The following is a 25,576-nucleotide window of genomic DNA, read 5'->3' as shown; positions in this document are numbered from 1 at the left end:
TGGCGCGTGTGGGTGGCCGGGTCGAACATGTGTTCGTGGAGTCCCGGCATGCGACGATCCTGCACGCCGACCTCGACGCGTTCTACGCGTCGGTCGAGCAGCGTGACGACCCGCGCCTGCGCGGGCGTCCCGTCGCGGTCGGCGGGGGCGTCGTGCTCGCCGCGTCGTACGAGGCGAAGCGGCGCGGCGTGCGGACCGCGATGGGCGGCCGGCAGGCGCGCGGTCTGTGCCCCGACCTGATCGTCGTGCGGCCACGGTTCGACGCGTACGTCGAGGCGAGCCGCGAGGTGTTCGCGATCTTCCGGGACGTGACGCCGCAGGTGCAGGGCGTGTCGATCGACGAGGCGTTCCTCGACGTGCGAGGGCTGCGCCGCGCCGACCCGACCGTGCCCGCCGAGCACGCCGCACGGGTCCGCACCCGGGTGCGCGACGAGGTCGGGCTGCCCATCACGGTCGGGGTCGCGCGCACGCCGTTCCTCGCGAAGGTCGCCAGCCGCGTCGCGAAACCCGACGGGCTCCTCGTCGTCGCACCCGACGACGAGGACGCGTTCCTGCACCCGCTGCCCGTCGAGACCCTGTGGGGCGTCGGCGAGAGCACGGCGACGCGGCTGCACGGGTACGGGCTGCGCACCGCCGGCGACGTCGCGGCACTCGACGAGCGCGTGCTGCGCGGGCTGCTGGGGCCCGCGGCCGGGTCGCACCTGTACGCGGTCGTGCACGGCCGCACGCCGGAGCGCGTGGTCACCGACCGGGCGCGCGGCTCGGTCGGCGCCCAGCGCGCGCTCGGCCGGGGGCCGCACTCCCCCGAGGACGTGCGCGCCGCCCTCCTGGGACTCGTGGACCGGGTCTGCCGCCGGATGCGCGCCGGGCACCTGACGGCGCGGACCGTCGTGCTGCGGCTGCGGTTCGCCGACTTCTCGCGCGCGACCCGGTCACGGTCGCTCGCGTTCGGCACCGCCTCGAGCGACGAGCTGCGTGACGCGGCGCTGGGGCTGCTCGACGCGGCCCGGGACCTCGTCGCGGCGCGAGGGATCACGCTCGTCGGTGTCGCGCTCACCGGGCTCGCGAGCGACACCGTCGTGCAGCCACCGCTGCCGCTGTCGCCGCCGCACGACGAGCTCGACCGCACGGTCGACTCGCTCGCGGACCGGTTCGGCTCCCGCGCCGTGCAGCGCGCGAGCCTGCTCGTCGTCGGCGACGGGTTCGAGGCCCCGCAGCTCGACGACGTGACGCGACCGACACGCGGACCTGCGCAGGTCACGGCCCGCGGACGCCGATGATCTGGTCGCAGGCACGCAGGTGGCGCGCCGGAGTCGACAGGGTGGGGACGCGTGCACGGCTGGAGGCGCGGGCGGGTCCGTCCGGTGTGCGCCGTGGCGGGACTGCTCGCGGCACTCACGCTCGCCGGCTGCTCGGACGTCTCGCTCGGCCCGTCGACCCAGCCGGCGGAACCCCCACCCGCGACCGCATCGGCGGACCCGACCGCATCGGCACGCGGGAACGCGGCTCCGCCCCCTCCCACCGCCACCACGGACCCCGGGCCGGCGGTCGCGGCGCTCGACCGGCTCGTCGTCGCGGGCCGGGCCCCGCTCACCGGGTACGACCGCGACCTGTTCGGATATCGCGCGGTCGACGCGGACCGCAACGGGTGCGACACGCGCAACGACATCCTGCGCCGCGACCTCGTCGACGCCGTGGTGCGCGCCGACGGGTGCGTGGTGCTCTCCGGCACGCTCGTCGACCCGTACTCGGGCCGGACGATCGCCTTCGAGCGCGGTGCCGCGACGTCGGGGGCGGTGCAGGTCGACCACGTGGTCGCGCTCGCCGACGCGTGGCAGAAGGGTGCGCAGCGGTGGGACGGGGCGACGCGTGAGGCGTTCGCGAACGACCCGCTCAACCTGCTCGCCGTCGACGGCACGTTGAACGCCGCCAAGGGCTCGGGTGACGCCGCCACGTGGTTGCCGCCCGCGCGCGGCTCGCGGTGCGCGTACGTCGCGCGGCAGGTCGCGGTGAAGCAGGCCTACGCACTGCGGGTCACGGCCGCCGAGCACGACGCGATCGCGCGCGTGCTGCGCTCCTGCCCCGACGAGGCCCTCAGCCCACCCAGCCCGGTCACGCCCCGCCGCGCGACGACCGGCGGGGCGCCGACGCCGCCACCGGCCGGGTCCTTCGCGAGCTGCGCGGACGCCCGCGCCGCGGGTGCGGCACCCCTCCACGCGGGCGACCCGGGGTACCGCCCCGGGCTCGACGGGGACGGCGACGGGATCGCCTGCGAGTAGCAGCGGCACACGCGCGTCGTCGGCCGCACGATCGCGACCCCTGGTAATTCGCTCGCCCCGAGGACGACCCCCGTGCGAGGCTCGGACGTCCTTGTCGTCGACCTAGGTGGTGATCATGACGGGCACCCGGTTCGCGCCGCACCAGCCGCGCTGACCCGAAGCCCCGCCGCGTCGGCGAGGGCACCGGGTTCGCGCACTCGTCGAACCCCGGGAGCTCGTATGTCCACGCCCACCACCTCCGCGCGCGCCCACGCGCGCTCCAGCCTCACCTTCACCGACGTCACCTTCGTCCACCCGGACGGCGCGGTCACGCTCGACGGCGTCACAGGGTCTTTCGGGCCCGGCCGCACGGGCCTGCTCGGCGCCAACGGCTCCGGCAAGTCGACCCTGCTGCGCCTGGCCGCGGGTCACCTCGCGCCGACGACCGGCACGGTCACCGCCGCGGGCGAAGTCGCCTACCTGCCGCAGCACGTCGCGCTCGACACGACGTCGACGGTCGCGGACCTCCTCGGCGTCGGGGCCACGCTCGCCGCGCTGCGCGCGATCGAGTCGGGCGACTCCCGCGAGGAGCTGTTCGAGGCGGTCGGCGACGCGTGGGACGTCGAGTCCCGAGCCGCCGAGGCGCTGCGCCCGATCGGCCTGGACGCCCGCGACCTGGACCGGGCGTCGGCGACGCTGTCGGGAGGAGAGGCCGTGCTCGTCGCGGTCACGGGGCTTCGCCTGCGCCGGGCGGCGGTCACGTTGCTCGACGAGCCCACGAACAACCTCGACCGGGACGCACGTGCCGCGCTCCGCTCCGAGCTGCGCGCGTGGCCCGGCGCGCTCGTCGTCGTGTCGCACGACGTCGCGCTGCTCGAGGAGATGGACGAGGTCGCCGAGCTGTACGCGCACCGCCTGACGGTGCACGGCGGCCCGTACTCGTCGTGGCGGTCCTGGCTCGACACCGAGCAGGCAGCCGCGGCCCGCGCCGCGCGGTCGGCGGAGCAGCAGGTCAAGGTCGAGAAGCGGCAGCGGGTCGAGGCCGAGACCAAGCTCGCACGCCGTGCCCGGCAGGGACGGGCCATGGCGGCGAACGCCAAGGCCGCGCCGATCGTGCTCAACGCCTGGGCGTCGAAGTCCGAGGTCTCGGCCAGCCGGCACCGGCGCACCATGGACGAGCGGCTCGCGACGAGCCGTGCGGCCGCGGACGCGGCGGCGGCCCGGCTGCGGGACGACGAGGCGGTCCACCTCGACCTGCCCGACCCGGACGTCCCACGCGGACGGCGCATCGCCGAGCTGCCGGGCGCTGCGGACGTCGCGGGTGGTGTCGTGCGGGTCCAGGGGCCCGAGCGGGTGGGCGTCGTCGGCGCGAACGGCGTCGGCAAGACGACGCTGGTCGAGCTGCTGGTCGGCACCGCGGCGGACCGACCCGACCTGCCCGTCGACCCGGACCGCGTGCGCCGGTTCACGCACCTCGTCGGCTACCTCCCCCAGCGGTCGTGGCACCTGGACGACGAGGACAGCGCGCTGACGATCGTCGGCGCGGCGGCGCCCACGGTGCCGGATCGTGAGCTGCGCAACCGGCTCGCACGCCTGCTCCTGCGCGGCGACACCGTGCGCCGGCCGGTCGGGACCCTCTCCGGCGGCGAGCGGTTCCGGGTCGCGCTCGCACGGCTCCTGCTCGCCGACCCCACGCCCCAGCTGCTGGTGCTCGACGAGCCGACGAACGACCTGGACCTGACCACGGTCGACCAGCTCGTCGCCGCGCTCGACGCCTACCGGGGGGCGCTGGTCGTCGTCAGCCACGACGAGCACTTCCTGGGGCGGCTCGGCCTGGACCGCGTGCTCGAGCTCGGGCCGGACGGCGCTCTGCGCGAGGTGACCCTCCCGCACTGACCGGTCGGGACGGTGCACCGTCCCTGCGCCCGCGCGTCAGCGCGTGGGCGCAGGGACGTCCGGCTCGTCGAGCAGACGCTCGTCGCGGCTGCGCGGCTGCGGCACGACCGCCTCGACGACGAGCGACCCCTCGGCGGGGCCCTCCACGAGGACCGGCTCGACGCCCGACCGGGGCTGCGGACCGGACGCCGGGCGGGCGACGGCCATCGCCCGGTGCGCGCGCAGGTACGCGGGCACCAGCAGCACCACGGCACCGACCCAGGCGAGCGGGTTGCTCCAGACGACGCCCGCGTACCCGAACGCCGAGCCGAGGACCATCGCCGCACCGACCCGCATCACCAGTTCGATGATCCCCGTGATCGTCGGCACGGCCGCCTGCCCGAGCCCCTGCAGCGCGCCGCGCAGCACGAACAGGACGCCGAGCAGGCAGTACATCGCCCCGTTCACCGTGAGGAACTGCGCGGCCATGTCGACCACGCGCTGCTCGCCGGGCCCGACGAACAGCTCGACGATCATCCCGCCGAAGCCGACCAGCACGACGCCCAGGACGAGCGACCCGGCGACCGACATCCCGACGCCCTGGACGACGCCGCGACGGATCCGGTCCGGGCGTCCCGCACCGAGGTTCTGGGCCGTGAACGTGGAGACCGCCAGGCCGAGCGACGCGAGCAGCGCGACGGCCAGGCCGTCGACCCGGGCGGCCGTGGTGTAGGCCGCGACCGCGTCCGCACCGAGCTCGTTCAGGCGCAGCTGCACCGCGAGCGCGCCGATGGCGATGATCGAGGCCTGGAAGCCCATCGGCAGGCCGAGCCGCAGGTGACGCGTCACGTCCTCGCGGGTCAGCCGGAAGTCGGCTCGGCCCACGTGCAGGACGGGGACGCGCTTGCTGACGTACCAGAGGCACAGCGCGACGGACACGCCCTGGGAGACGAGGGTCGCGAGCGCCGCGCCACCGACCCCGTACCCGGCGCCGCGCACGATCGCGAGGACGAGCAGGATGTTCAGCACGCAGCTCACCGCGAGGAACACCAGCGGCGTGCGGGAGTCACCGATCGCGCGGATCACCGCTGCGAGGAAGTTGTAGAACATGGTCGTGACGGAGCCCGCGAAGCTCACGACCGCGAAGGTGTGCGCCTGGTCGAACAGCTCGGGTGGCGTCTGCAGGAGGCGCAGCGCCGGCCCGGTCAGTAGCACGGCGCCGACCGAGATCACGACGCTGGCGACGCCCGTGAGGACCGCACCGGTGGCCACCGACCGCCGCACGGCCGCGTGGTCACCGGCGCCGAACGCCTGAGCGGTCGGGATCGCGAAGCCCGAGGTCATCCCCCACGCGAACCCGATCAGCAGGAACAACAGGCTGCCCGTCGACCCGACCGCGGCGAGCGCGTCGACCCCGAGCGTGCGGCCGACGATCATGGCGTCGGCGATCTGGTAGAGCTGCTGGACGACGTTGCCGATGAGCAGCGGGATGCAGAAGACGAGGATGACGCGCCAGGGGCGGCCGGTCGTGAGGACCTTGGCCATGAGGGAACAGCGCTCCGGGGGGTCGGGTGGGCGGGCCCGACGAGGTCGACCCCACGCACCGGTGCGGTGGGCCGACCTGCGCCGCGCGAGGTCGTATCGATACGATCGTATCGTTACGACCGTCGCTCACCAGTGATTTTCCGGGGTTCTCTCGCAGACGACGATGTCGGTCCGCTCACACCCGCCCGGGCAACCTCACCGGGCGCCACCCCGAGGTCAGGCGACCGGGGCCACCTCGTCCTCGTCCGCCGGCAGGAGCGACGCCGCCCCGACGATCTCCAGGACGTCCCGGACCGCCCGGCTCGGGTCACGCAGCGACAGCACGAGCCCCGACTCCCGCGCCGCGCGCAACAGCTGCATCACGAACGCGAGCCCGGACGAGTCGATGAACGTCACCTCGGACGCGTCGATCACGATCGGGAAGTCACTCGTGAGCGCCGCGACCATCGAGCTGCTCGCCTGCTCCCGGAGCGCGACGTCGACCTCCCCGACCATGCGGACGACCGTCAGCCCGGGCTCCGCCTCGACGCGGATCTCCCCCGCAGCGACCACTTCGTCTCCTCGTCCGCCCTCGACCTCACTCGCAGCCGGTGTGACAGTACGCGCTCGCGGCGCGCCCGCCACCCGTGCGGGAGCGATCCCGCTCACACCGTCACCGGGACAACGCCCCGGGCACCCGTCTCGTTCCCGACGAGGTGCACGCGCGCACGAGTGAAGCTCGGGCACGTCCTTGCCCCGGCGGGCCCGACGGTGCTGAGCTCGACCCGTGGAGGCGCGCCCGCGGACGGTCGACGTCCGGTCACCGGACCGGACCTTCTGGAGCTGCTTCACCCGCGCGACCGACCCCCTGGGCAACCTCTACGGCGACGTCCTCGGCACGAGGTACAAGTACGACTCCCACGTCGTCAACCACACGCGGGTGTCCGTCGGCGACGTCCTCGTCCTGCGTGACGACCACCTCGTCCTCGGGTTCGGCGTCGTCGACCATGTCACCAGCCGCGACGGGGTCACGATCATGGAGCGGTGCGTGCGCTGCGAGTCCAGCGACCTGTCGACGCGCGCACGCAAGAGCCCCCGCTACCGGTGCAACGACTGCAAGGAGGAGTTCGACGAGCCGAACCTCGTCCCGAAGGACGTGACCCTGTACGTCGCGGACTACTCGACATGGTGGACGAGCCTGAGCTCCCCTGCGCCGGTCAAGGCCCTCGAGTCGCTGTACGCGGGACGAGACAGGCAGAACGCGATCCGCCGGCTCGACCCGGTTCCGACGATCGAGATGCTGGCCTTCCACAGCGGTGTCGAGGGGGCGCTGCAGCTGGACATCCTGGTCGAGTCACGCGACCTGCCCGGCGGTCACGTCGAGGCGGTCGCACGACAGCGGGTCGGTCAGCAGAGGTTCCGCGACGCGATGTTCGACAGGTTCGGCACGACGTGCGCGATCACCGGCACGCAGCCACGCGAGGTGCTCGACGCGGCACACCTGTACTCGTACGCCGACCACGGCGAGCACCACGTCGACGGAGGGCTGCTGCTCCGCGCGGACGTGCACCGCCTGTTCGACCGGCTCCTGGTGACGATCGACCCCGAGTCGTGGCACTCGGTCGTGGCACCTCCCCTTCTCTCGCGCTACCCCTCACTGCGTCAGCTGGACGCCGCTCCCGTCCGCGTCCCGATCGAGCTGCGCCCGTCGCCGGACCTGCTCGCCGAGCACCACCGGTCGTCCCGACGGCGCTGGAAGGACCTCGTCCCGGTCTAGGGCGTGTCTCCTAACTGCGTAGCCAGGTGATGATGGCGGCCAGGACGGCGCCTGCGCGGTAGATGGTGGCGTGCTTGTCGTAGCGGGTGGCCAGTCCGCGCCACTGCTTGAGCAGGTTGAACGAGCGCTCGACGACGTTGCGCTTCTTGTAGGTCTCGCGGTCGAAGTTCGGCGGCCGTCCGCCTCGGGCGCCGCGACGTTTGCGGTTGGCCTGCTGGTCGGACGGTTCGGGGATGACGGCCGTGATCCCGCGTCGGCGCAGCATGGACCGGGTGCCGCGCGAGGAGTACGCCTTGTCTCCGAGCACGACGTCCGGCCTCGTGCGCGGGCGCCCGGCACCGACGCGCGGGACCCGGATGTCGGCCAGGACGGCCTCGAGCGCGCGCCCGTCGTGCGACTGACCCGGGGTCACCACCACAGCCAGCGGGCGGCCACGACCGTCGACGGCGTGATGGATCTTGCTGGTCAACCCGCCACGCGACCGTCCGATGCCGTGACCTGCAGGTTCACTGTGGACGGCGTCGCCACGCGGGTTCTTGTGATTCGACGAAGCCCCCTGTGTCCTGCTCGGGGCGGGTCGTGTTCGTCGCGTGCTGGTGAGCCCGATTGATCGTGGAGTCCACCGACACCGTCCAGTCGATCTGCCCGACGGCGTCGGCCTCGGCCAGCAGCTGAGCCCAGACCCGGTCCCACGTCCCGTCGTCGGCGAACCGCTTGTGCCGCTTCCACACTGTCTGCCACGGCCCGAACGCCTCACGAGGCAGGTCCCGCCACGGGATCCCGGTCCGGTACCGGTAGGCGATGCCCTCGACCACCGTGCGGTGATCACCGAACGGACGACCCACCTTGCCCACGTTCGAGGGCAGCAACGGCTCGATCCGCGCCCACTGCTCATCCGTCAACACCCGGAACCGACTCACGACCGCGAGTCTGACAGGCACCTCACCTCAGAGTTAGGAGACACGCCCTAGGGCGCAGCGTCGTCGCGGACTCGCGCGACGCGCGACCGACCCGCTTGCGGCGAGGTGGGGGCGGACAGGACGGGCTGCGGTCGCACCAGGTACCGGACACCGAGGTGCGATGTCCACTCGACGCCGCCGTCCGGAACACTGCGCCGCGCCTTCCACAGACCTTTCGTCTTGAGGTCATGGTGCCCCTTGCAGAGCGGTTGGAGGTTGTCGGCGCGGGTCTGCGGCGGGTCCCCGCTCGCCGCCGCGGCGGCCGGCGCCTCGCGCCAAGGCTCGACGTGGTCGAGCTCGCACGAGGCGGCCGGGCGGACGCAGCCGGGGAACGTGCAGGTCTGGTCGCGCGCCGAGACGTGCCCGCCGAGCACGCGGCCCGGCCGGTACGCGCGGGTGGACCGTTCGACGAGCGTCCCGTCCAGGGGGTCGGTCAGCAGGCGTCGCCAGGTGGCGTCCTGCGCGACCTGGCGTGCGACATCGGCGGGCAGCGGCCCGTACCCGGCGAGCTCGGCGGGGTTCTCGTCGAGGCCGAGCAGCGTCGAGGCCGCGACGGTCACCTGGACCTGCGGACGCGCGCCGCGCCTGCCGGGCACGGACGTCCCGCACGGGAGGGCCCCCTGGTCGGCGATCGTCCGGAAGATCGACACGAGCACGTCGGCGCGTCGCTGGTCGCGTGTGCGGTGGTCGTGGGCGTCGACGGGCTCGGTCGCCGCGTCGAGCACGGCCTTCACGAGCATGGCGTCCGGCGCAGGCACGAAGGCCGACACCCAGGCCATGCCGTCCGGCGCCCACCCGGTCTCGACGCGCCGCTGCTCGACGGCCCGGCGCGACCGTTCGCGCGCCGCGGCGGGGTCGACGGCGATGACCTCGCGCCGTACGACACGCCGCAGCTGCGTCGGCGTGAGGTCGCCGGCCCTCTCGGCCGCGATCTGCGCCACCGCGTTCGCTGCGGCGTCGACAGCCGCCACGTCGGGCAGCGCGTCGGTGCCGACGACGAGCGCGGCGAGCTCGTCGAGGACGGCGTCGACCTTGCGCGAGTCCATCGCACCGTCACGCAGCGCGGTCTCGACGGCGGGGAGCTCACCGAGGCCCGCGGCTCGTGAGACGAGCACCTGCGCGGCGGTGCGAGTGCTCGCTAGCGCCGAGGCGATCTCGTCGGCGAGCACGCCTGTCGCGTCGTACCCGCGCGCGACGAGTTCGCGGACGGCGCGCGCCTGCGCGGCGAGGGCCACCCCGACGAGCTGCTGCCACCCGACGACCTGCTCGAGGAGCGCGACGTCGTCGGCATCGCCCGCCTGCATGGCCTCCAGGAGCGCCGCGAGCTCGGACGCGGTCGCCCCGGGTCGCGGGAACACCGGCGGATGGGCCGGCCACTCGACCAGGGTGCGGCCGGGCATGGACGCGCGCATCGGCACCGATGTCTCCCGCACCGGACTCACCTCCTCCCCACTCCTCGAACAAGTGTTCCATCCGGCACGCACCCGCAAGGCCTCGGCGCGACATCTGTGGACGGGCTGTCGCACCAGGCGTCACCCCGCGCACCACGAAGGGCCCCGACCGCCCGCAGGCGATCGGGGCCCTTCGTGGTGCGCAGACGCCCGGAAGGCCGGCATCAGCCCACCGCGACCGGCTCACGGCTCGCGGCCGGGTCCTGCGCCTCGACGACCGTCACGGGCTCGTCGTCGGAGAACAGGTCCTCCACCGACGCGGACCGGTACCGCTCGAGGTCGAGGATGCCCTCGCGCCGTGCGACGACGGTCGGCACGAGCGCCTGGCCTGCGACGTTCACGGCGGTGCGGCCCATGTCGAGGATCGGGTCGATCGCGAGCAGCAGCCCGACGCCGGCGAGCGGCAGCCCCAGGGTCGAGAGCGTGAGCGTGAGCATGACGACCGCGCCGGTGAGACCGGCGGTGGCCGCGGACCCGACGACGGACACGAACGCGATGAGCAGGTAGTCCGTGACGGACAGGTCGATCCCGAAGATCTGGGCGACGAAGATCGCGGAGATGGCCGGGTAGATCGAGGCGCAACCGTCCATCTTGGTCGTCGCGCCGAGCGGCACGGCGAACGACGCGTACGAGGACGGCACGCCGAGGTTCCGCTCGGTGACGCGCTGCGTCACGGGCAGCGTGCCGACCGATGACCGCGAGACGAACGCGAGCTGGATCGCGGGCCACGCGCCGCGGAAGAACGACAGCACGTGCAGCCCGTGCGCCCGCAGGATCACGGGGTACACGACGAGCAGCACGACGAGCAGGCCGGTGTAGATCGCGGCGGCGTAGGTGGCGAGCGGCGAGAGCAGGTCCCACCCGTAGGTGGCGACGGCCTTGCCGATGAGGCCGAGGGTCCCGAGCGGCGCGAGGCGGATGACCCACCACAGGACCTTCTGGACCACGGCGAGCGCGGACCGGTTGAACGCGAGGAACGGCTCGGCCGCCTTGCCGGTGCGCAGCGCGGCGATGCCGACGACGAGCGCGACGACGACGATCTGCAGCACGTTGAACGAGATCGACGTGCTCGCGGTGCCGTCCTCGACCTGGGTCGAGGCGCCGAGACCGAGGAAGTTCCCCGGGATCAGACCGTTGAGGAAGTCGATCCAGGAGCCGGTCCTGGTGGGCTCGCTGCCGGTGCTGGGGTCGAGGGTGGAGCGCGCGCCGGGCTGGAACAGCAGCCCGAGGCCGATGCCCACGGCGACCGAGATCGCGGCGGTGATGGCGAACCACAGCAGCGTCTGGCCCGCGAGGCGGGCGGCGTTGGTGACGTGCCGCAGGTTCGCGATGGACGCGACGATGGCGAGGAAGACGAGCGGCGGGACGATCGCCTTGAGCAGGGTGACGAACGACGACCCGATGGTGTCGAGCGTGGTCGTCAGCCAGTTCTCGGAGCCGTCGGCGACGGGGCCCAGCCGGAGGGCGACCCAGCCGAGCAGCACGCCGAGGGCGAGGCCGAGCACCACCTGGACGGTGAAGGAGGGGAACCGCCGCCGCGTGCGGGCGGTCGGAGGGGTGGACGTGTCGGACACGTGGAGACCTTTCGAGGGCGCACGACGACGCGCGTCGTGCCGCGATCAGAGGGACGGCACCGGGGACGGGCGGAGCCCGACGAAGGTGCGCGGGCCGCGAGGGCGCGGCGGGGACGACCGACGCAGGAGGTCGGTGCGGAGCGCGGGCGTGACGCCGACGCGAGGAAGGGTCAGGCCGGGCGGGCCGGGCTCACCAGCTGCGTGCGCGGCGACAGAGCGCGCTGGCGACCAGGGACAGGTCGACGGCACGGCGCTCGGTCAGGTTCCACGCGCTCACGCGGAGCAGCTCCTCGGGGACGGGAGTTCGTCGAGAACTCGTCGGGCGCGCCTCGTCGTCCCAGGTCCGGGACGACAGCGCCCGTCGAGTGTACGACGACCGATTCATCCCACCAAAGAGCCAGGTCAGCCTGGCCGCACCGGCGTCCGCGCCGGCTCCTGGGCCTTCCCGACCCGCGAGTGCGCGCGGGAGTAGGTGAAGTAGATGACGAACCCGATCGCGAGCCACACGACGAACCGCAGCCACGTCTCGACGGGCAGGTTGAGCGCGAGGTAGAGGCAGATGGCGGCCGAGGCGATCGGCAGCACGGGCACCCACGGCACCCGGAACGCGCGCGGCAGGTCCGGGCGGGTGCGCCGGAGCACGATGACCCCGATGCTGACCAGGACGAACGCCGACAGCGTCCCGATGTTGACCATCTCCTCGAGCACGCCCACAGGGGTCAGCCCGGCGACGACCGCGCACACCGCCGTGACGATCGCGGTGATGACCCACGGCGTGCGGAACGTCGGGTGGACCTTCGCTAGGCCGGGCGGCAGCAGGTGGTCGCGGCTCATCGCGAACATCACGCGGGACGCGCCGATCATGAGCGTCAGCACCACGGTGGTCAGCCCCGCGACCGCGCCCGCGGAGATCACGGTCGCCATCCAGTCCTGCCCGTGCACCTCGAACGCGTTGGCGAGGGCGGCCTCGGGCGACAGCTCGTCGAACGGCACCATCCCGGTCACGACGAGCGCGACCGCGCAGTACAGGACCGTGCAGATGAGCAGCGAGCCGATGATGCCGATCGGCAGGTCGCGCTTCGGGTTGCGGGTCTCCTCGGCGGTCGTCGCGACGACGTCGAACCCGATGTAGGCGAAGAACACGAGCGCCGCCCCCGCGAAGATCCCGCCCACGCCGAACGCGGCGGGCTCGATGCCGAGCATCGCCTGGAGCAGCGGCTGCGTGAGGCCGGAGGTGGTCTCGGTGGGCTGCGACGGGGGCACGAACGGCTCGTAGTTGGCCGCCGAGACGAACTGGATGCCCGCGAAGATCACGAACAGCACGATGAACAGCTTGATCCCGACGAGCACGAGGTTGACCCGCATGGACTCCTTGATGCCGATCGTGATGAGCCCGCCGAGCACGAGCACCAGCACGACCGCCGGCACGTCCACCACGCCGCCGTACCCGATCGACTCCGGGATGTCGAGGCCGACCTGGGACAGGAACGTGCCGAGGTACGCGCTCCACCCCTGCGCGACGACGCTCGCGCCGAGGAACATCTCGAGCAGCAGGTCCCACCCGACGATCCAGGCGAGCAGCTCCCCGAGGCTCGCGTAGCTGAAGGTGTACGCGGAGCCGGACACCGGCACGGTGGACGCGAACTCGGCGTAGCACATCGCGGCGAGCGCGCAGCAGACCGCCGCGACCACGAACGACAGGACGATCGCCGGGCCGGCGGTCTCGTGCGCCGCGCGCCCGGTGAGCGTGAAGATGCCGGCACCGATGACGACGCCGACGCCGAAGACGATGAGGTCGAGCGGCCCGAGCGACCGCTTGAGCTGGTACTCGGGCTCGTCGGCGTCGGCCAGCGACTGCTCGATCGTCTTCGTCCGCAGCAAGCTCATGCGCCGTCTCCCTCGTCCGTCCGCCCCGCCGGCTGCGAGCAAGTCTGGCGCAGGCGACCCGCGTGCGCGCGGTGTCGGTGACCAGAATGTCCCAGGTCGCGCACCGCGAGAAGGGACGTCAGTCCGACGAGGTGCGGCGCTCCGCGATGTACGCGAGGCGCCGCAGCGACTCGGTGTTGCGCGCGCGCAGCACGGCCGCGCGCAGGGGCCGCGGCACGAGCGTGCCCGGACCTCGGACCGCGTCCTCGTCGATGCGGACCAGGCACCCGTCGCCGCTCGCCTTGACGCGGATCGAGATGGCGGCCTCCCCCGCGGGCCACCCGCGCGCCACGAGGTCGATGCCGTGCTCGGGGTCCCACGTGCGCACGTCGGTGACGTCGTCGAGGAGCGCGGGCCACAGGCCCACGGAGTGCTCGATCCGGGCTCCCTCGACGGGCCAGTCGGGGCTGACCGACCGGATCCGCGACGTCCCGACGACCCAGGCGGCGTAGCTCCAGCCGTCGGCGAGGACGTCGAGCACCGCGGCGGGTGCGCAGCTCATGCGTCGCACGACCGTGACCATGGTTCCCCCTCCGTCGCCGCCCCCCGTCCGAGGGTGGGGTCCATGGTGCGTCCCGCGCGCCGGTGCCGCGACCGGGAGCCGCTCGGCGCGCGAAACCGGCCGGGTGCAGGTAGGAACGACGACCATGGTGACGATCGGGTTCCATCACTCGCACGAGCAGGTCCACCCCGGCCGGCTGCTCGCCGCCGCGCAGCGCGCGCAGGAGGTGGGCTTCGACGCGGGCATGTGCTCGGACCACTTCGCGCCGTGGAGCGCGACGCAAGGCCACTCCGGGTTCGCGTGGTCGTGGCTGGGTGCTGCGCTCGCGACGACGAGCCTGCCGTTCGGCGTGGTCAACGCGCCCGGCCAGCGCTACCACCCCGTGATCGTCGCGCAGGCAGCGGCGACGCTCGCGGCGATGTTCCCGGGGCGGTTCTGGGTCGCGCTGGGCTCGGGCGAGAACCTCAACGAGCACGTCACCGGTGACGGCTGGCCCGCCAAGGGGGTGCGCGACGCCCGGCTGCGCGAGTGCGTCGGGGTGATCCGGGCGCTGCTCGCGGGCGAGGAAGTCTCGCACGACGGTCTGGTCCGCGTGGACCGCGCGAAGCTGTGGACGCTGCCCGACGAGCCGCCGAGGCTGGTCGGCCCCGCGGTGACACCCGCGACCGCGGCCGCCCACGCGCAGTGGGCCGACGGCCTCGTCACGGTGAACCAGCATCCGGAGCGACTGCGCGAGGTCGTGGGTGCGTACCGGGAGGCGGGCGGACGCGGCACGGTCGCGCTGCAGGTGCACGTGAGCTGGTCCCCGGACCCGGCGGAGGCGCTCGCGGTCGCGCGGGAGCAGTGGGGGGTGCAGGTGTTCGGGCCGCCGCTCGCGTGGGACCTCGACACCCCGGAGGCGTTCGACTCGCTCGCGCCGCACGTGTCCGACGACGCGGTGCGCGCGTCGGTGCTCGTGGAGCACGACCCGGCTCGGCTCGCGGACCGGCTCGCGGACCTCGTCGGGATCGGGTTCGACGCGGTCTACGTGCACCAGGTGGCGACCGACCCGCGGGTGTCGGACGACAAGCACCCCAGCGCCGCCCCGACGGCGACGCCGCGCGACGCGACGCTCGACCGCTTCCTCGACATGGCCGGCGAGCACCTGCTCCCGGCGCTGCGGGAGGTGCGCGCATGAGGGTCCGCGACACGGGCGACCTGTGGTGGAAGACCGCGGTGATCTACTGCCTGGACATCGAGACGTTCATGGACTGGGACGACGACGGCGTCGGCGACGTGCACGGCCTCACCCAGCGCATCGACCACCTCGCGGACCTGGGGGTCACGTGCCTGTGGCTCATGCCGTTCTACCCGACCGCGGACCGCGACGACGGCTACGACATCACGGACTTCCTGGGCGTGGACCCGCGGCTGGGCGACGTGGGTGACCTCGTCGAGCTGGTGCGCACGGCGCGCGACCGGGGCATCCGGGTGATCGCGGACCTCGTCGTGAACCACACGAGCGACCGGCACCCGTGGTTCCGCTCGGCGCGCCGGTCGAAGGACTCGCCGTACCGCGACTACTACGTGTGGTCGGCGACGAAGCCGCCGGACACGAGCGACCAGGTGGTGTTCCCCGACCAGGAGCAGGGCATCTGGACGCTCGACGAGGCGACGGGCGAGTGGTACCGGCACCGGTTCTACCGGCACCAGCCGGACCTCAACACCGCCAACCCCCGGGTGCGCGACGAGATCGCGAAGGTGGTCAGCTACTGGACGCAGCTCGGGCTGTCGGGGTTCCGGGTCGACGCGGTGCCGTTCTTCCTGGCGGACACCGCCAAGTCCCCGCACGACGACCTGGAGGACCCGCACGACTACCTGCGCGACCTGCGCTCGTTCCTCACGCGCCGCAACGGCGAGGCGATCCTCATGGGCGAGGTCAACCTCCCGTACGAGCAGCAGCGCCGGTTCTTCGGTGACGACGACGGGGACGGGACCGCGGACGGCACCGAGCTGACGCTGCAGTTCGACTTCGTCGGGATGCAGCAGCTGTACCTGTCGCTGGCCCGGCAGGACGCGCGCCCGCTCGCGACGACGCTCGCGGGGAGGCCGACCATCCCGCACGACGCGCAGTGGGCGACGTTCGTGCGCAACCACGACGAGCTGACGCTCGACAAGCTGTCCGACGACGAGCGTGCCGAGGTGTTCGCGGCGTTCGGCCCGGACCCGGACATGCAGCTGTACGGGCGTGGCCTGCGCCGACGGTTGCCCACCATGCTCGACGGCGACCCGCGGCACGTGCGGATGGTGTACTCGCTGCTGTTCTCGCTGCCGGGCACGCCGGTGCTGTTCTACGGCGAGGAGATCGGCATGGGCGAGAACCTCGCGGCCGAGGGTCGGCTCGCGGTGCGCACGCCGATGCAGTGGAACGAGGGGCACAACGGCGGGTTCAGCCGCGCGGCGCCGTCCCGGCTGCCGGGGCCGGTCGTCGAGGACGGGTACGCGCCCGTGCACGTCAACGTCGCGGCGCAGCGCCGCGACCCGGACTCGCTGCTGACGTTCGTCACGACGCTCGCGCACCGGTACCGGGAGTGCCCCGAGCTGGGGTGGGCGCGCGAGGTGGAGATCCTCGACCAGCCGCACGACTCGGTGCTCGCGCACCGGGTGACCTGGGGTGACGGGTCGATGGTCGCGCTGCACAACTTCGCGCCGCGCGCGGTCACGGTGCCGCTGCGCCTCCCCGACTGCGTGCCTGAGGACGACGGACCGGCGGTGCGGCTCGCGGACCTGCTGCAGGCGGGCGACACCGAGCTCGACGAGCGCGGCCGGGCCGAGCTCGAGCTGCCGGCGTACGGCTACCGGTGGCTGCGCGTGGTGCGGGACGGGGACCGCCGGCTCCTGTGAGGCGGCCCTGGAGGGCGGCACGGCGGCGGGCTCGGGCGTGAGCGACGAGACAGCCGAGCGACACGGTCCCGCCCCCGCGCCAGGCATATAGTGGACGCCGTGTCCATGAATTCGCCGCCGCGCCGCGGCCGACCCCGGTCGGCCGAGCGACGGCGCGCGGTCCTGGACGCCGCGGCGGAGCTCGCGCTCACCAGCGCGGCGCTGCCGACGATGGACGCGATCGCGTCCCGCGCGGGCGTCTCACGCACGACCCTCTACAAGTGGTGGCCCTCCACGGCGGCCGTGCTCCTCGAAGGGCTCCTCGAGCGCTTCCACACGAGCATCGAGTTCGACGACGACATGCCGGTGCGCGACGCGCTGACCGCGCAGGTCGACGCCCTGGTCCACCTGCTGCGCGACACCCCTGCGGGCGGGCTCATCCGCCAGCTCATGGCGGCCTCGATCAGCGACGCCGCGACCAGCACCGCGCTGCTCGACCAGTGGATGGAGCCGCGCCGACAGGCCGCCCTGCACCACGTGGCGCGCGGCGTCGCGGCGGGCGAGCTGCACGCCGGCACGGACCCCGACCTCGTCGTCGACGCGCTGTTCGCGCCCGCTTACCACAGGCTGGTGTGGGGGCACGCCCCGCTCGACGACGACCTCGCCGAGTCTGTGTGCGCCCTCGTCTGGCCCGCGATCGCCGTGCCCACCTCACGACCCGCGGCAGACCCCGCCGCACCACCGGCTCCAGACCGAGGAGAACACGCATGACCACCGTCGCGAAGAACATGGTCGACACGCTCGTCGCCTCCGGCGTGCAGCGCGTCTACGGCATCCCGGGCGACTCGCTCAACGGGTTCACCGACGCGCTGCGCGGATCGGGGATCGACTGGGTGCACGTGCGCCACGAGGAGGCCGCGGCGTTCGCGGCGGGTGCCGAGGCGGCTCTCACCGGTGAGCTCGCGGTCTGCGTCGGCTCGTGCGGCCCGGGCAACCTGCACCTCATCAACGGCCTGTTCGACGCGCAGCGCTCGGGCGTCCCGGTACTCGCGATCGCCGCGCACATCCCCACCTCCGAGATCGGCTCCGGGTACTTCCAGGAGACCCACCCGCAGGAGCTGTTCCGCGAGTGCTCCGTGTACGTCGAGTACGCGGCCTCCCCCGTCCAGATGCCGCGCGTCATGCGCGCCGCGATGCAGGCCGCGGTGGAGAAGAAGGGCGTCGCCGTCGTCGTCATCCCCGGCGACGTCGCGCTCGCCGACGCGCTCGACGAGACCGCGACCGCCGTGCGCGCGTCGCGGCCGCGCATCATCCCGTCCGACGACGAGCTCGCGCAGGCCGCGCGGCTCCTCGACGAGGCGAAGCGGGTGACCATCCTCGCCGGCGCCGGCACCGAGGGTGCGCACGCCGAGCTCATCGCGCTCGCCGACACGCTCGGCGCGCCCATCGTGCACACGCTGCGTTCCAAGCACTTCGTCGAGCACGACAACCCGTTCGACGTCGGCATGACCGGGCTGCTCGGCTTCGCGTCCGGGTACAAGGCCATGGAGTCGTGCGACACCCTGCTCATGCTCGGCACCGACTTCCCGTACCAGCCGTTCCTGCCCGAGAAGGCCAAGGTCATCCAGGTCGACATCCGCGGCGAGCGGCTCGGCCGCCGCGCACACCTGGAGCTCGGCCTCGTCGGCGACGTCCGCGAGACGCTCCTGGGCCTGCAGCCGCTGCTGCGCCGGCACGACGACCGCGGACACCTCGAGGAGGCGCTCGCGCACTACGCCAAGACGCGCACCAAGCTCGACGACCTCGCGACCCCGCGCAAGGGTGACCAGCCCCTGCACCCCCAGTACGTCGCGAGGCTGATCGACGAGATCGCGTCCGACGACGCCGTGTTCATCCCGGACGTCGGCTCGCCCGTCATCTGGGCCGCCCGCTACCTCACGATGAACGGCAGGCGCCGCGTGATCGGCTCGTTCATCCACGGCTCGATGGCGAACGCGCTCCCCCAGGCCGTGGGTGTCGCCGCGTCGCACCCCGGCCGGCAGGTCGTCGCGATGTCCGGCGACGGCGGGGTCGCGATGCTCCTCGGCGAGCTCCTGACGTTCACGCAGAACAAGCTCCCGGTGAAGATCGTCGTGTTCAACAACGCGTCCCTCAACTTCGTCGAGCTCGAGATGAAGGCCGCCGGCTTCGTCACGAGCGCGACCGACCTCGAGAACCCGTCGCTCGCCGCGATCGCCGAGGCCGCGGGCCTCAAGGCGTTCCGCGTCGAGCGGTCCAAGGACCTGCGCAAGGCGCTGGAGGAGGCGTTCGCGTACGACGGCCCGGCGTTCGTCGACGTCGTGACCGAACGGCAGGAGCTCACCATCCCGCCGTCGGTCAAGCTCGAGCAGGCCAAGGGCTTCGCGCTCTACGCGCTGCGCACGCTACTGTCTGGCCGCGGCGACGAGCTGCTCGACCTCACCCGGGCCAACCTGCGCCAGGTGTTCTGACCCGCCGGTGGGCGCCGCCACCACCGGTGCCCACCCTGGGAGCGCCATGCGTCACCGTCTCGCCGCGGCCGCGGCCGCGGCCTGTGTCCTGCTGCTCGCGGGCTGTGCGTCCGCCCCGGACGCGTCCCCGAAGAACGCTCCCGGTCACTCGCTCACGCGTGACCGGCAGACCCCGGCACCCCGGCCGACGTCGACCCCTGCCCGCACCCTCGTCATCGAGCCGCTGAGGGGAGCCGGCTCACGCGTGAGCGTGAAGTCGCTGGGCTTCGACGTCCCCGCCGGCTGGGTCGTCGACCGCGTCGACGACCCGGCCGGTGAGGTCCGGCACCTGCGCCCCGCCGAGGCCGAGACGCCGCTCGCGTCGGTGATGGCGTGGGACATCGCAGGTGGCGGGCCGCAGACCGTGCAGGCGGCGATCGACCGCGTCCCGACGGACTGGGGCCCCGATGCGCTGGTCCACGAGGTCGGCGTGGCGTGGGAGGGCATGCCGTCGGCGCGTGCGGCCATCGTGACCTACGAGGCGGGGCCTCCCGACGAGGGACTGTGGCAGGTCCTGGTGCTCGCGGTGCACGACCGGCGCGAGACGGCGGCCGCGCTCATCCAGATCGCCGCCCCGGCGGGCGACCTGAAGACGTCGACGGCGTTCGACGTCGTGCGCTCGGTGCGGTGGGACCCCTGAGACCGGCGCTAGCCTCGCTGCGTGAGCCCCACCGCCCGCCCGCTGCGTGAACGGTGGCGCGCCGTCCCGTGGCTGCTCACACGCGCGCCACGGTGGGCCCGCGCGGTCCTCGGTGTCGCGCTGCTCGCGCTCGGGCTGTTCCTCGTCGTGCGACCGCTCACGGCGGTGAGCGTGCTCGGGCTGTTCGTGGGGCTGAGCGCGATGGTGTCGGGCGTCGCGGACCTGCTCGACCGTGGGTCGGGCCGCTGGTCGTGGCTCGGGGCGCGCTGTGGGTCGTCGGTGGCCTGCTCGTGACGGTGTGGCTCGGGCGCGACGTCGATCTCCTGGCCACCGTCCTGACCGGCCTGGCCGTCGCCCGCGACCAGCCGATCCTGCGCACGTCACCCACCGTGGGCGTGATCGGGGACCGGCTGCGCGAGAACGTGCCGACGGGACCGTGGCGGGCGCCGCTGTTCGTCGGGCACGGCACGGCCGACTCGATCGTCCCCTACCGGCTCACACGCGAGTACGTGCCGCTGGCGTGCGCGGCCGGCGCGACGCTCGAGCTGCGCTCCTACGAGGGCGCCTCGCACCTGGACGTGCTCCAGCCACCCTCGGGCCTCCCCCACGACCTGGTCGCCTGGACCAGCGCCCGCCTCGCGGGCGAGGACGCGCCCACCTCCTGCTGACGACGACGCGCGCTCAGACCCGGACGACGACCTTCCCGCGCACGTGCCCGGACGCGCTCGCCTCGTGCGCGGCCGCGGCGTCGGCCAGGTCGAACACCTGCGCCACCTCCACGCCGACCTTGCCGTCGTCGATCAGCGCGCCGAGCGCGGCCAGGTCCGCGGAGTCGGGTCGCACCCACACGTAGTGGCCGCCGAGCTCGTCCCGCGCCTTCGCGTCGACGATCGAGGCGATCGTCCCGCCCGCGCGCAGCAGCGACGGCGCGGTCGCGACCGCGTCCGGGCTGCCGTAGTCGAGGACCACGTCGACGCCGTCGGGGGCGAGGGCGCGCACGCGCTCGACGAGCCCGTCACCGTAGGTCACGGCCTGCGCGCCCAGCGCCCGCAGGTACTCGTGGTTCGCCTCGGACGCGGTCCCGACGACCGTGGCGCCCAGCGCCGCCGCGATCTGCACGGCGAACCCGCCGACACCGCCGGCCGCCGCGTGCACGAGGACCGTCTGACCGGCCGTGACACCCGCCCGCCGGATCGACTGGTACGCCGTCAGACCCGCGAGCGGGACCGCGGCCGCCTCCTCGAACGACAGCGTCGTCGGCTTGCGGGCCAGGGTGCGCACCGGCGCCGAGACGTACTCGGCGAACGTGCCGCCGTGCACCCAGTCCTTGCGCACATAGCCGAAGACCTCGTCGCCCACCTGGAGCTCGGGTGTGTCGAGGCCGACGCGCTCGACGACGCCCGCGACGTCCCAGCCCGGCACGACCGGGAAGCGCACGTCCATGATCGCGTCGAGGTAGCCCTGCCGGAGCTTCCAGTCGACGGGGTTGACCGACGCGGCCCGCACGCGGACCAGCACGGTGTCGGCGCCGACCTTGGGGGTCGGCTGCTCGGTGAGCTCGAGGACGTCAGCGCCGCCGTAGCGGGAGTAGGTGATCGCTCGCATACGAGTCCCAGCCCCGCGGACCGCCCGGGTATTCCGGGACGTGCGGCACGTGGGACCGCGCACGGGCCAGCCGCATCGCGTTGACGATGACGACGAGGACGGAGACCTCGTGCACGAGCATCCCCGCGGCCATCGTGACCCCGCCCGCCAGCACGCCCGCGAGCAGGAGCGCCACCGTGCCGACGGCGATCGCGATGTTCTGCCGCATGACCCGCACGGTCCGTCGCGCGAGCCGGACCGCGGCGGGCAGCGCGAGCAGGTCGTCGGTCATGAGCGCGACGTCGGCGGTCTCGATCGCGACGGCGGTGCCGGCCGCACCCATCGCGACGCCCACGTCGGCAGCCGCGAGCGCCGGGGCGTCGTTGACGCCGTCACCGACCATCGCGACGGTGTGGCCCGCGGCCCGGAGCGCCGCGACGGCGGCGAGCTTGTCGTCGGGCAGGAGCTCCGCGCGGACCTCGTCGACGCCGAGGCGTGACGCGACGGCCCGGGCGACCGGGCCGACGTCGCCCGTGAGCATGACGACGCGGGTGATCCCCGCGTCGTGCAGCGCGCCGACCAGGAGCTCGGCGTCGGGTCGCACCTCGTCGGCGAGCGCGACGAGCCCGACGACGCGACCGTCGAGGGTCACGACGGCCGGCGTGCGGCCCAGCGCCGCGAGCCGGGCCACCTCGGTGCGTGCGTGCGCCAGGTCCGCGGGCGCCTCGTCGGCGACGAGGCGCAGGTTCCCCACGGCGACGCGCCGGCCGTCGACCCACGCGACGACACCCTTGCCCGGGACGGGGACGGTCCGCTCGGGCAGGCCGGTGACGGGACGGCCGGCCTCGGCGGCCGCCTCCAGCACGGGCGGTGCGAGCGGGTGCTCGGAGCCGGCCTCGGCGCGCGCCGCCCACGCCAGGACCTCGTCGGCCGTGACGTCCGCCGCGAGCGCGACCACGTCGGTGACCCGCGGCCGGCCGCGTGTGAGCGTGCCGGTCTTGTCGAGCGCGACCGCGTCGACCCGGGCGGCGGTCTCGAGGTGCTCGCCGCCCTTGACGAGGATCCCGTCGCGCGCGCCGCGGCCCACGCCGGCGACCACCGCGACGGGGATCGAGATCACCAGCGCGCCGGGGCAGCCGATGACGAGCAGCGTGAGCGCGAGGCCGACGTCGCGCGTCAGCACGCCGGCGAGCACCGCGCCGACGACGACGGCGGGCGTGTACCAGGCGGAGAACCGCTCCATGAACGTCTGGGTGGGCGCCTTCGCGTCCTGCGCCTCCTCGACCCGGTGGATGATGCGGGCGAGGGTGGTGTCCGCGCCGACGCCCGTCGCCCGCACGTGCAGGACCCCGCTGTGCGACACGGTGCCCGCGTACACCGCGTCGCCGGGCCCCTTCTCCGCGGGGATGGACTCCCCGGTGATCGCGGACTCGTCGAGCGCACCGGCGCCCGCGACGACCACACCGTCCACGGGGACCCGCGAACCGTTCTTGACGAGGACCTCCTCGTCGCGGCGCACGGACTCGGCCGGCACCTCGACCGGCGCCCCGTCCCGCAGCACGAGCGCACGCTCGGGTGCGACCGCGACGAGGTCGGCGAGCGCGGACCGGGTGCGCCGCAGCGTCGCGGCCTCGAGCGCGTGGCCCAGCGCGAAAAGCCACGTGACGGCCGCCGCCTCCCAGAGCTCCCCCAGGACGAGCGCACCGGCCGCGGCGACGGTCACGAGCAGATCGATCGCGAGCATCCGCACCGCGAGCGCCCGCACGGCCCGCACCGCGATCGGCAGGCCGGCGACCAGCGCCGCGACGAGCAGGAGCACGTCGGAGGCGACGAGCACGGGCGAGCCGGCGGCCTCGTCGTGCGCACCGAACGGGTTGACGCCCTGGCTCCAGGACAGGACGACCGCGGCCGCGACGAGCGGGCCGGCGAGCGACGGCACCGCCCACGGGCTGCGTAGGCGGGCAGGGACGGACGGCATGGTGTCTCCTCGCTGATCGTCGGGGGCGGGTGGGTCAGACGGCGGCCGGCGTCGCGCGGTAGCCGGCCTTCGCGATGGCACGGACGACCGCGTCGCTCGTCGCGACGGCCGGGTCGTGGTCGACCTCGACGCGTCCGGACGCGAACCGCACGGCGACGCGCTCGACACCGGGCAGCCGCCCGACCTGCTTCTCGATCGCCGCGACGCACGAGGGGCAGCTGAAGCCCTCGGCGCGGAAGACCGAACGGGTGGTGGTGGTGCTCGTCATGGTGGACGTCCTCACTGGTCTCGTGGTCGAGCCCCTCTCGACCTGACCAGCACGCTAGGCAGCGGCCGCGCGCACCTCCATGACGCACGTCAGTTGTCCGCAGACCCGTCCGGTGCGCCTGCGGGATACGCTCTCGAGCAGTCCCGACGAGACCCGCGGAGGGCGTGGAGCCATGGCACCCGGCGGTGAGCGGCGCACCATCCCGCTGCGGGAGGTCGTCCTGCCGCACCACTGCCCACGGCCCGTGCGGATGGACGTGCTGTCCCGCACCCCGTACTTCGCCGGGCTCGACCCGGACGCGCTCGACGGCATCGACCGGCGCATGCGAGCGCGGACGGTGCGCGCGCACGAGCACGTGTACGTCGCGGGCGAGCCCGCGGACGCGCTGTACGTCGTCGCGCAGGGTGCCGTGTCGCTCGCCCACGTCACCGAGGACGGCGCGCCGACGCTCACCGACGTGCTCGTGCCGGGCGAGCTGTTCGGCGCCATGGGCACGCTCGGTGAGCCGGTCCACCTGCAGACCGCCACGGCGCTCGTCGACACGTGCGCGCTGCGCATCGGGCAGGACGACTTCCGTGCGGTGCTGCGCGAGCGGCCCGTCGTCGCGCTGCGCGTGCTCGACGACGTCGCCGCCCGCCTCGCCCGCGCGCACGACGACATCGGCGGGCAGAGCACCGACACCGTGCCGCAGCGCGTCGCGACCGCGCTCCTGCGGCTCGCCGGCAAGGTGGGCCGGGACCGGCCGGGCGAGGGTCTGCTGCTCGAGGTCCCGCTGTCGCGCGCGGACCTGGCGGCGCTGGCACGCACCACTCCCGAGTCCGTCTCGCGCGTCATGAGCGGGTGGAAGCAACAGGGTGTCGTCGCGTCCGGGCGCCGCTGGACCGCGATCCTGGACCGCGACCGTCTCGAGCAGGAGGCTCGAGGCAGCGCGTAGCCGGCCGGTCGCCGCCCCGCGGGTCACGATCCGATCACCTTCAGGGGCGGTTCGGCCGAAGCGCCCGCGGGTCGGCCCGCGGCCCGCTACGGTTCCCGCGACGGAGCGGGCGCTGCCCGCGACGGCCCGATGCACCCCGACATCCTGGAGAGACCGTGTCCTCGGACTACCCCGGCCCCGCGACGCCCCCCGGCGGCGACGGCCAGCCCTACCCGCAGCAGCCCTCCGCGTACCCCGCCGGACCGCCCGTGTACGGCGGCCCCCAGGGCGCACCCGTGTACCCGGGCGCACCCGTCGGCGAGTCCGACAAGTCGTTCATCGCGACGTGGCTGCTGGCCTACTTCCTGGGTGTCCTCGGCATCGACCGGTTCTACCTCGGCAAGGTCGGCACCGGGATCGCCAAGCTCCTCACGCTCGGCGGCTGCGGCATCTGGGCGCTCGTCGACCTGATCCTGGTGCTCGCGGGCGCGCAGAAGGACAAGTTCGGCCGCCCGCTGCAGGGCTACGACCAGCACAAGAAGCTCGCGTGGATCGTGACGGGCGTGCTCGTCGTGCTCGGCATCATCTCCTCGGCGCTCAACCCGCCGGACTTCAGCGGCCTCAGCACCGACGCGGCGGCCGTCGTCCAGGTCCGGGTCTGACCCGACCCCACCCAGCGGAGGGCCGGCCACGCAGCGTCGCGTGGTCGGCCCTCGTCATGTCCGTGCGACGCACGACGGTCGGGGGATCGTCTCAGACCGCGCACTCGCAGACGAGGTTGTACTCGACGACCTGCTCGTCGTCCTGCGCCCACCGCTCCGCCTCGTGGCGCGAGGCGAACCTGCGCCCCGCGAGCCGGCCGTTGGCCATCAGGACACCGAACTCGATCTGCTCGCGCGGGTCGACCCACCCCGTGGTGGTGCTCGGTCTCGCGGTGCTGGATGTCGCTGTCATCGC

At 73.7% G+C, this 25,576-nt stretch carries 24 protein-coding genes; 13 read left to right on the top strand and 11 right to left on the bottom strand.

Annotation, left to right across the window (positions count from 1 at the left end):
• Nucleotides 1-29: 29 nt before the first annotated feature.
• The 3 genes from dinB (at nucleotide 30) to CBP52_RS01875 (ending at nucleotide 4,154) form a co-directional block, all read left to right on the top strand.
• The gene (gene dinB, locus CBP52_RS01885) at nucleotides 30-1,280 is read left to right on the top strand and encodes a DNA polymerase IV (RefSeq protein ID WP_232514615.1); all 1,251 of its coding nucleotides are present in this window, start codon (nucleotides 30-32) and stop codon (nucleotides 1,278-1,280) included.
• Nucleotides 1,281-1,373: 93 nt separating this feature from the next.
• Nucleotides 1,374-2,279, top strand: a complete 906-nt coding sequence (locus CBP52_RS01880) for a DUF1524 domain-containing protein (RefSeq protein ID WP_232514614.1) — start codon at nucleotides 1,374-1,376, stop codon at nucleotides 2,277-2,279.
• 219 nt (nucleotides 2,280-2,498) lie between these two features.
• Complete coding sequence (locus tag CBP52_RS01875) at nucleotides 2,499-4,154, top strand: ATP-binding cassette domain-containing protein (protein WP_094179589.1); 1,656 nt, start codon at nucleotides 2,499-2,501, stop codon at nucleotides 4,152-4,154.
• 36 nt (nucleotides 4,155-4,190) lie between these two features.
• On the opposite strand, the gene CBP52_RS01870 is transcribed toward CBP52_RS01875, so the two are convergent.
• Together CBP52_RS01870 and CBP52_RS01865 are read right to left on the bottom strand one after the other, a co-directional pair.
• Nucleotides 4,191-5,678: an MATE family efflux transporter gene (locus CBP52_RS01870; protein WP_094179588.1), complete on the bottom strand. Its 1,488-nt coding sequence runs from the start codon at nucleotides 5,676-5,678 to the stop codon at nucleotides 4,191-4,193.
• A gap of 216 nt (nucleotides 5,679-5,894) precedes the next feature.
• Entirely contained in the window at nucleotides 5,895-6,230 is a 336-nt protein-coding gene (locus CBP52_RS01865) for an STAS domain-containing protein (protein WP_094179587.1), read from the bottom strand.
• A 214-nt stretch (nucleotides 6,231-6,444) separates the two neighbouring features.
• On the opposite strand from CBP52_RS01865, the gene CBP52_RS01860 reads away from it, so the two are divergent.
• Nucleotides 6,445-7,434 (top strand): HNH endonuclease, encoded by a 990-nt coding sequence (locus tag CBP52_RS01860; RefSeq protein ID WP_094179586.1) that lies wholly within the window; start codon nucleotides 6,445-6,447, stop codon nucleotides 7,432-7,434.
• A gap of 10 nt (nucleotides 7,435-7,444) precedes the next feature.
• Here the strand turns inward: CBP52_RS01860 and CBP52_RS01855 are convergent.
• The 5 genes from CBP52_RS01855 to CBP52_RS01835 all read right to left on the bottom strand — a co-directional run bounded on the left by CBP52_RS01855 (nucleotide 7,445) and on the right by CBP52_RS01835 (nucleotide 13,867).
• A protein-coding gene (locus CBP52_RS01855) for an IS5 family transposase (RefSeq protein ID WP_232514570.1) occupies nucleotides 7,445-8,354 on the bottom strand; the annotation gives its coding sequence in 2 pieces (ribosomal slippage) (nucleotides 7,445-7,990 and nucleotides 7,992-8,354; 909 coding nt in all).
• A 47-nt stretch (nucleotides 8,355-8,401) separates the two neighbouring features.
• Complete coding sequence (locus CBP52_RS01850; protein ID WP_157732471.1) at nucleotides 8,402-9,826, bottom strand: HNH endonuclease signature motif containing protein; 1,425 nt, start codon at nucleotides 9,824-9,826, stop codon at nucleotides 8,402-8,404.
• Between the two features lie 182 nt (nucleotides 9,827-10,008).
• Entirely contained in the window at nucleotides 10,009-11,418 is a 1,410-nt protein-coding gene (locus CBP52_RS01845; RefSeq protein ID WP_094179584.1) for a dicarboxylate/amino acid:cation symporter, read from the bottom strand.
• Between the two features lie 402 nt (nucleotides 11,419-11,820).
• Entirely contained in the window at nucleotides 11,821-13,305 is a 1,485-nt protein-coding gene (locus CBP52_RS01840) for an amino acid permease (protein WP_094179583.1), read from the bottom strand.
• Between the two features lie 118 nt (nucleotides 13,306-13,423).
• Entirely contained in the window at nucleotides 13,424-13,867 is a 444-nt protein-coding gene (locus CBP52_RS01835) for an SRPBCC family protein (RefSeq protein ID WP_094179582.1), read from the bottom strand.
• Nucleotides 13,868-13,991: 124 nt separating this feature from the next.
• Here CBP52_RS01835 and CBP52_RS01830 point away from each other — a divergent pair, with 124 nt between their 5' ends.
• From CBP52_RS01830 to CBP52_RS01800, 7 genes are all read left to right on the top strand, one after another.
• The gene (locus tag CBP52_RS01830; RefSeq protein WP_094179581.1) at nucleotides 13,992-15,023 is read left to right on the top strand and encodes a TIGR03885 family FMN-dependent LLM class oxidoreductase; all 1,032 of its coding nucleotides are present in this window, start codon (nucleotides 13,992-13,994) and stop codon (nucleotides 15,021-15,023) included.
• A complete protein-coding gene (locus tag CBP52_RS01825; RefSeq protein WP_094179580.1) occupies nucleotides 15,020-16,729 on the top strand; it encodes an alpha-amylase family protein in 1,710 nt (569 codons plus the stop codon). The genes CBP52_RS01830 and CBP52_RS01825 overlap by 4 nt, the downstream gene beginning before the upstream one ends.
• Before the next feature lie 105 nt (nucleotides 16,730-16,834).
• Entirely contained in the window at nucleotides 16,835-17,479 is a 645-nt protein-coding gene (locus CBP52_RS01820) for a TetR/AcrR family transcriptional regulator (protein WP_094182062.1), read from the top strand.
• On the top strand, nucleotides 17,476-19,197 hold the full coding sequence (poxB, locus tag CBP52_RS01815) for a ubiquinone-dependent pyruvate dehydrogenase (RefSeq protein WP_094179579.1): 1,722 nt from the start codon (nucleotides 17,476-17,478) through the stop codon (nucleotides 19,195-19,197). Before CBP52_RS01820 ends, poxB begins: the two co-directional genes overlap by 4 nt.
• Nucleotides 19,198-19,243: 46 nt before the next feature.
• A complete protein-coding gene (locus CBP52_RS01810; protein WP_094179578.1) occupies nucleotides 19,244-19,876 on the top strand; it encodes a hypothetical protein in 633 nt (210 codons plus the stop codon).
• A gap of 21 nt (nucleotides 19,877-19,897) precedes the next feature.
• Complete coding sequence (locus CBP52_RS01805) at nucleotides 19,898-20,170, top strand: DUF308 domain-containing protein (protein ID WP_094179577.1); 273 nt, start codon at nucleotides 19,898-19,900, stop codon at nucleotides 20,168-20,170.
• On the top strand, nucleotides 20,128-20,544 hold the full coding sequence (locus CBP52_RS01800) for a hypothetical protein (protein ID WP_094179576.1): 417 nt from the start codon (nucleotides 20,128-20,130) through the stop codon (nucleotides 20,542-20,544). The genes CBP52_RS01805 and CBP52_RS01800 overlap by 43 nt, the downstream gene beginning before the upstream one ends.
• A gap of 13 nt (nucleotides 20,545-20,557) precedes the next feature.
• Here the strand turns inward: CBP52_RS01800 and CBP52_RS01795 are convergent, their stop codons facing one another.
• Genes CBP52_RS01795 through CBP52_RS01785 form a run of 3 tightly spaced genes read right to left on the bottom strand, consistent with a single transcriptional unit; the run spans nucleotide 20,558 to nucleotide 23,706 of the window.
• Nucleotides 20,558-21,481 carry an NADP-dependent oxidoreductase gene (locus CBP52_RS01795; RefSeq protein ID WP_094179575.1) on the bottom strand — a complete coding sequence of 308 codons (924 nt, stop codon included), beginning with the start codon at nucleotides 21,479-21,481 and terminating at the stop codon, nucleotides 20,558-20,560.
• Entirely contained in the window at nucleotides 21,444-23,438 is a 1,995-nt protein-coding gene (locus tag CBP52_RS01790) for a cation-translocating P-type ATPase (RefSeq protein ID WP_094179574.1), read from the bottom strand. Before CBP52_RS01790 ends, CBP52_RS01795 begins: the two co-directional genes overlap by 38 nt.
• Before the next feature lie 34 nt (nucleotides 23,439-23,472).
• Nucleotides 23,473-23,706 (bottom strand): heavy-metal-associated domain-containing protein, encoded by a 234-nt coding sequence (locus CBP52_RS01785; RefSeq protein ID WP_094179573.1) that lies wholly within the window; start codon nucleotides 23,704-23,706, stop codon nucleotides 23,473-23,475.
• Between the two features lie 172 nt (nucleotides 23,707-23,878).
• On the opposite strand from CBP52_RS01785, the gene CBP52_RS01780 reads away from it, so the two are divergent.
• On the top strand, nucleotides 23,879-24,640 hold the full coding sequence (locus tag CBP52_RS01780; protein WP_094179572.1) for a Crp/Fnr family transcriptional regulator: 762 nt from the start codon (nucleotides 23,879-23,881) through the stop codon (nucleotides 24,638-24,640).
• Nucleotides 24,641-24,795: 155 nt separating this feature from the next.
• Nucleotides 24,796-25,281, top strand: a complete 486-nt coding sequence (locus CBP52_RS01775; protein ID WP_094179571.1) for a TM2 domain-containing protein — start codon at nucleotides 24,796-24,798, stop codon at nucleotides 25,279-25,281.
• Between the two features lie 91 nt (nucleotides 25,282-25,372).
• Here CBP52_RS01775 and CBP52_RS01770 read toward each other — a convergent pair whose 3' ends face one another.
• On the bottom strand, nucleotides 25,373-25,573 hold the full coding sequence (locus CBP52_RS01770) for a hypothetical protein (RefSeq protein ID WP_094179570.1): 201 nt from the start codon (nucleotides 25,571-25,573) through the stop codon (nucleotides 25,373-25,375).
• Between the last annotated feature and the right edge of the window lie 3 nt (nucleotides 25,574-25,576).

Origin of the sequence: Cellulomonas sp. PSBB021, assembly GCF_002240455.1 — a bacterium.
GTDB lineage: Bacteria > Actinomycetota > Actinomycetes > Actinomycetales > Cellulomonadaceae > Cellulomonas > Cellulomonas uda.
Note: the sequence above shows the minus strand (reverse complement) of the source record. Positions and strands in the feature narration are given on the sequence as shown.

What these genes read in the sequence shown, in the direction of transcription:
- CBP52_RS01875 (WP_094179589.1), top strand. Translation starts at nt 2,499, where the DNA reads ATGTCCACGCCCACCACCTCCGCGCGCGCCCACGCGCGCTCCAGCCTC.
- CBP52_RS01870 (WP_094179588.1), bottom strand. Translation starts at nt 5,678, where the DNA reads ATGGCCAAGGTCCTCACGACCGGCCGCCCCTGGCGCGTCATCCTCGTC.
- CBP52_RS01840 (WP_094179583.1), bottom strand. Translation starts at nt 13,305, where the DNA reads ATGAGCTTGCTGCGGACGAAGACGATCGAGCAGTCGCTGGCCGACGCC.
- CBP52_RS01835 (WP_094179582.1), bottom strand. Translation starts at nt 13,867, where the DNA reads ATGGTCACGGTCGTGCGACGCATGAGCTGCGCACCCGCCGCGGTGCTC.
- CBP52_RS01830 (WP_094179581.1), top strand. Translation starts at nt 13,992, where the DNA reads ATGGTGACGATCGGGTTCCATCACTCGCACGAGCAGGTCCACCCCGGC.
- CBP52_RS01825 (WP_094179580.1), top strand. Translation starts at nt 15,020, where the DNA reads ATGAGGGTCCGCGACACGGGCGACCTGTGGTGGAAGACCGCGGTGATC.
- CBP52_RS01820 (WP_094182062.1), top strand. Translation starts at nt 16,835, where the DNA reads ATGAATTCGCCGCCGCGCCGCGGCCGACCCCGGTCGGCCGAGCGACGG.
- poxB (WP_094179579.1), top strand. Translation starts at nt 17,476, where the DNA reads ATGACCACCGTCGCGAAGAACATGGTCGACACGCTCGTCGCCTCCGGC.
- CBP52_RS01810 (WP_094179578.1), top strand. Translation starts at nt 19,244, where the DNA reads ATGCGTCACCGTCTCGCCGCGGCCGCGGCCGCGGCCTGTGTCCTGCTG.
- CBP52_RS01795 (WP_094179575.1), bottom strand. Translation starts at nt 21,481, where the DNA reads ATGCGAGCGATCACCTACTCCCGCTACGGCGGCGCTGACGTCCTCGAG.
- CBP52_RS01790 (WP_094179574.1), bottom strand. Translation starts at nt 23,438, where the DNA reads ATGCCGTCCGTCCCTGCCCGCCTACGCAGCCCGTGGGCGGTGCCGTCG.
- CBP52_RS01785 (WP_094179573.1), bottom strand. Translation starts at nt 23,706, where the DNA reads ATGACGAGCACCACCACCACCCGTTCGGTCTTCCGCGCCGAGGGCTTC.
- CBP52_RS01780 (WP_094179572.1), top strand. Translation starts at nt 23,879, where the DNA reads ATGGCACCCGGCGGTGAGCGGCGCACCATCCCGCTGCGGGAGGTCGTC.
- CBP52_RS01770 (WP_094179570.1), bottom strand. Translation starts at nt 25,573, where the DNA reads ATGACAGCGACATCCAGCACCGCGAGACCGAGCACCACCACGGGGTGG.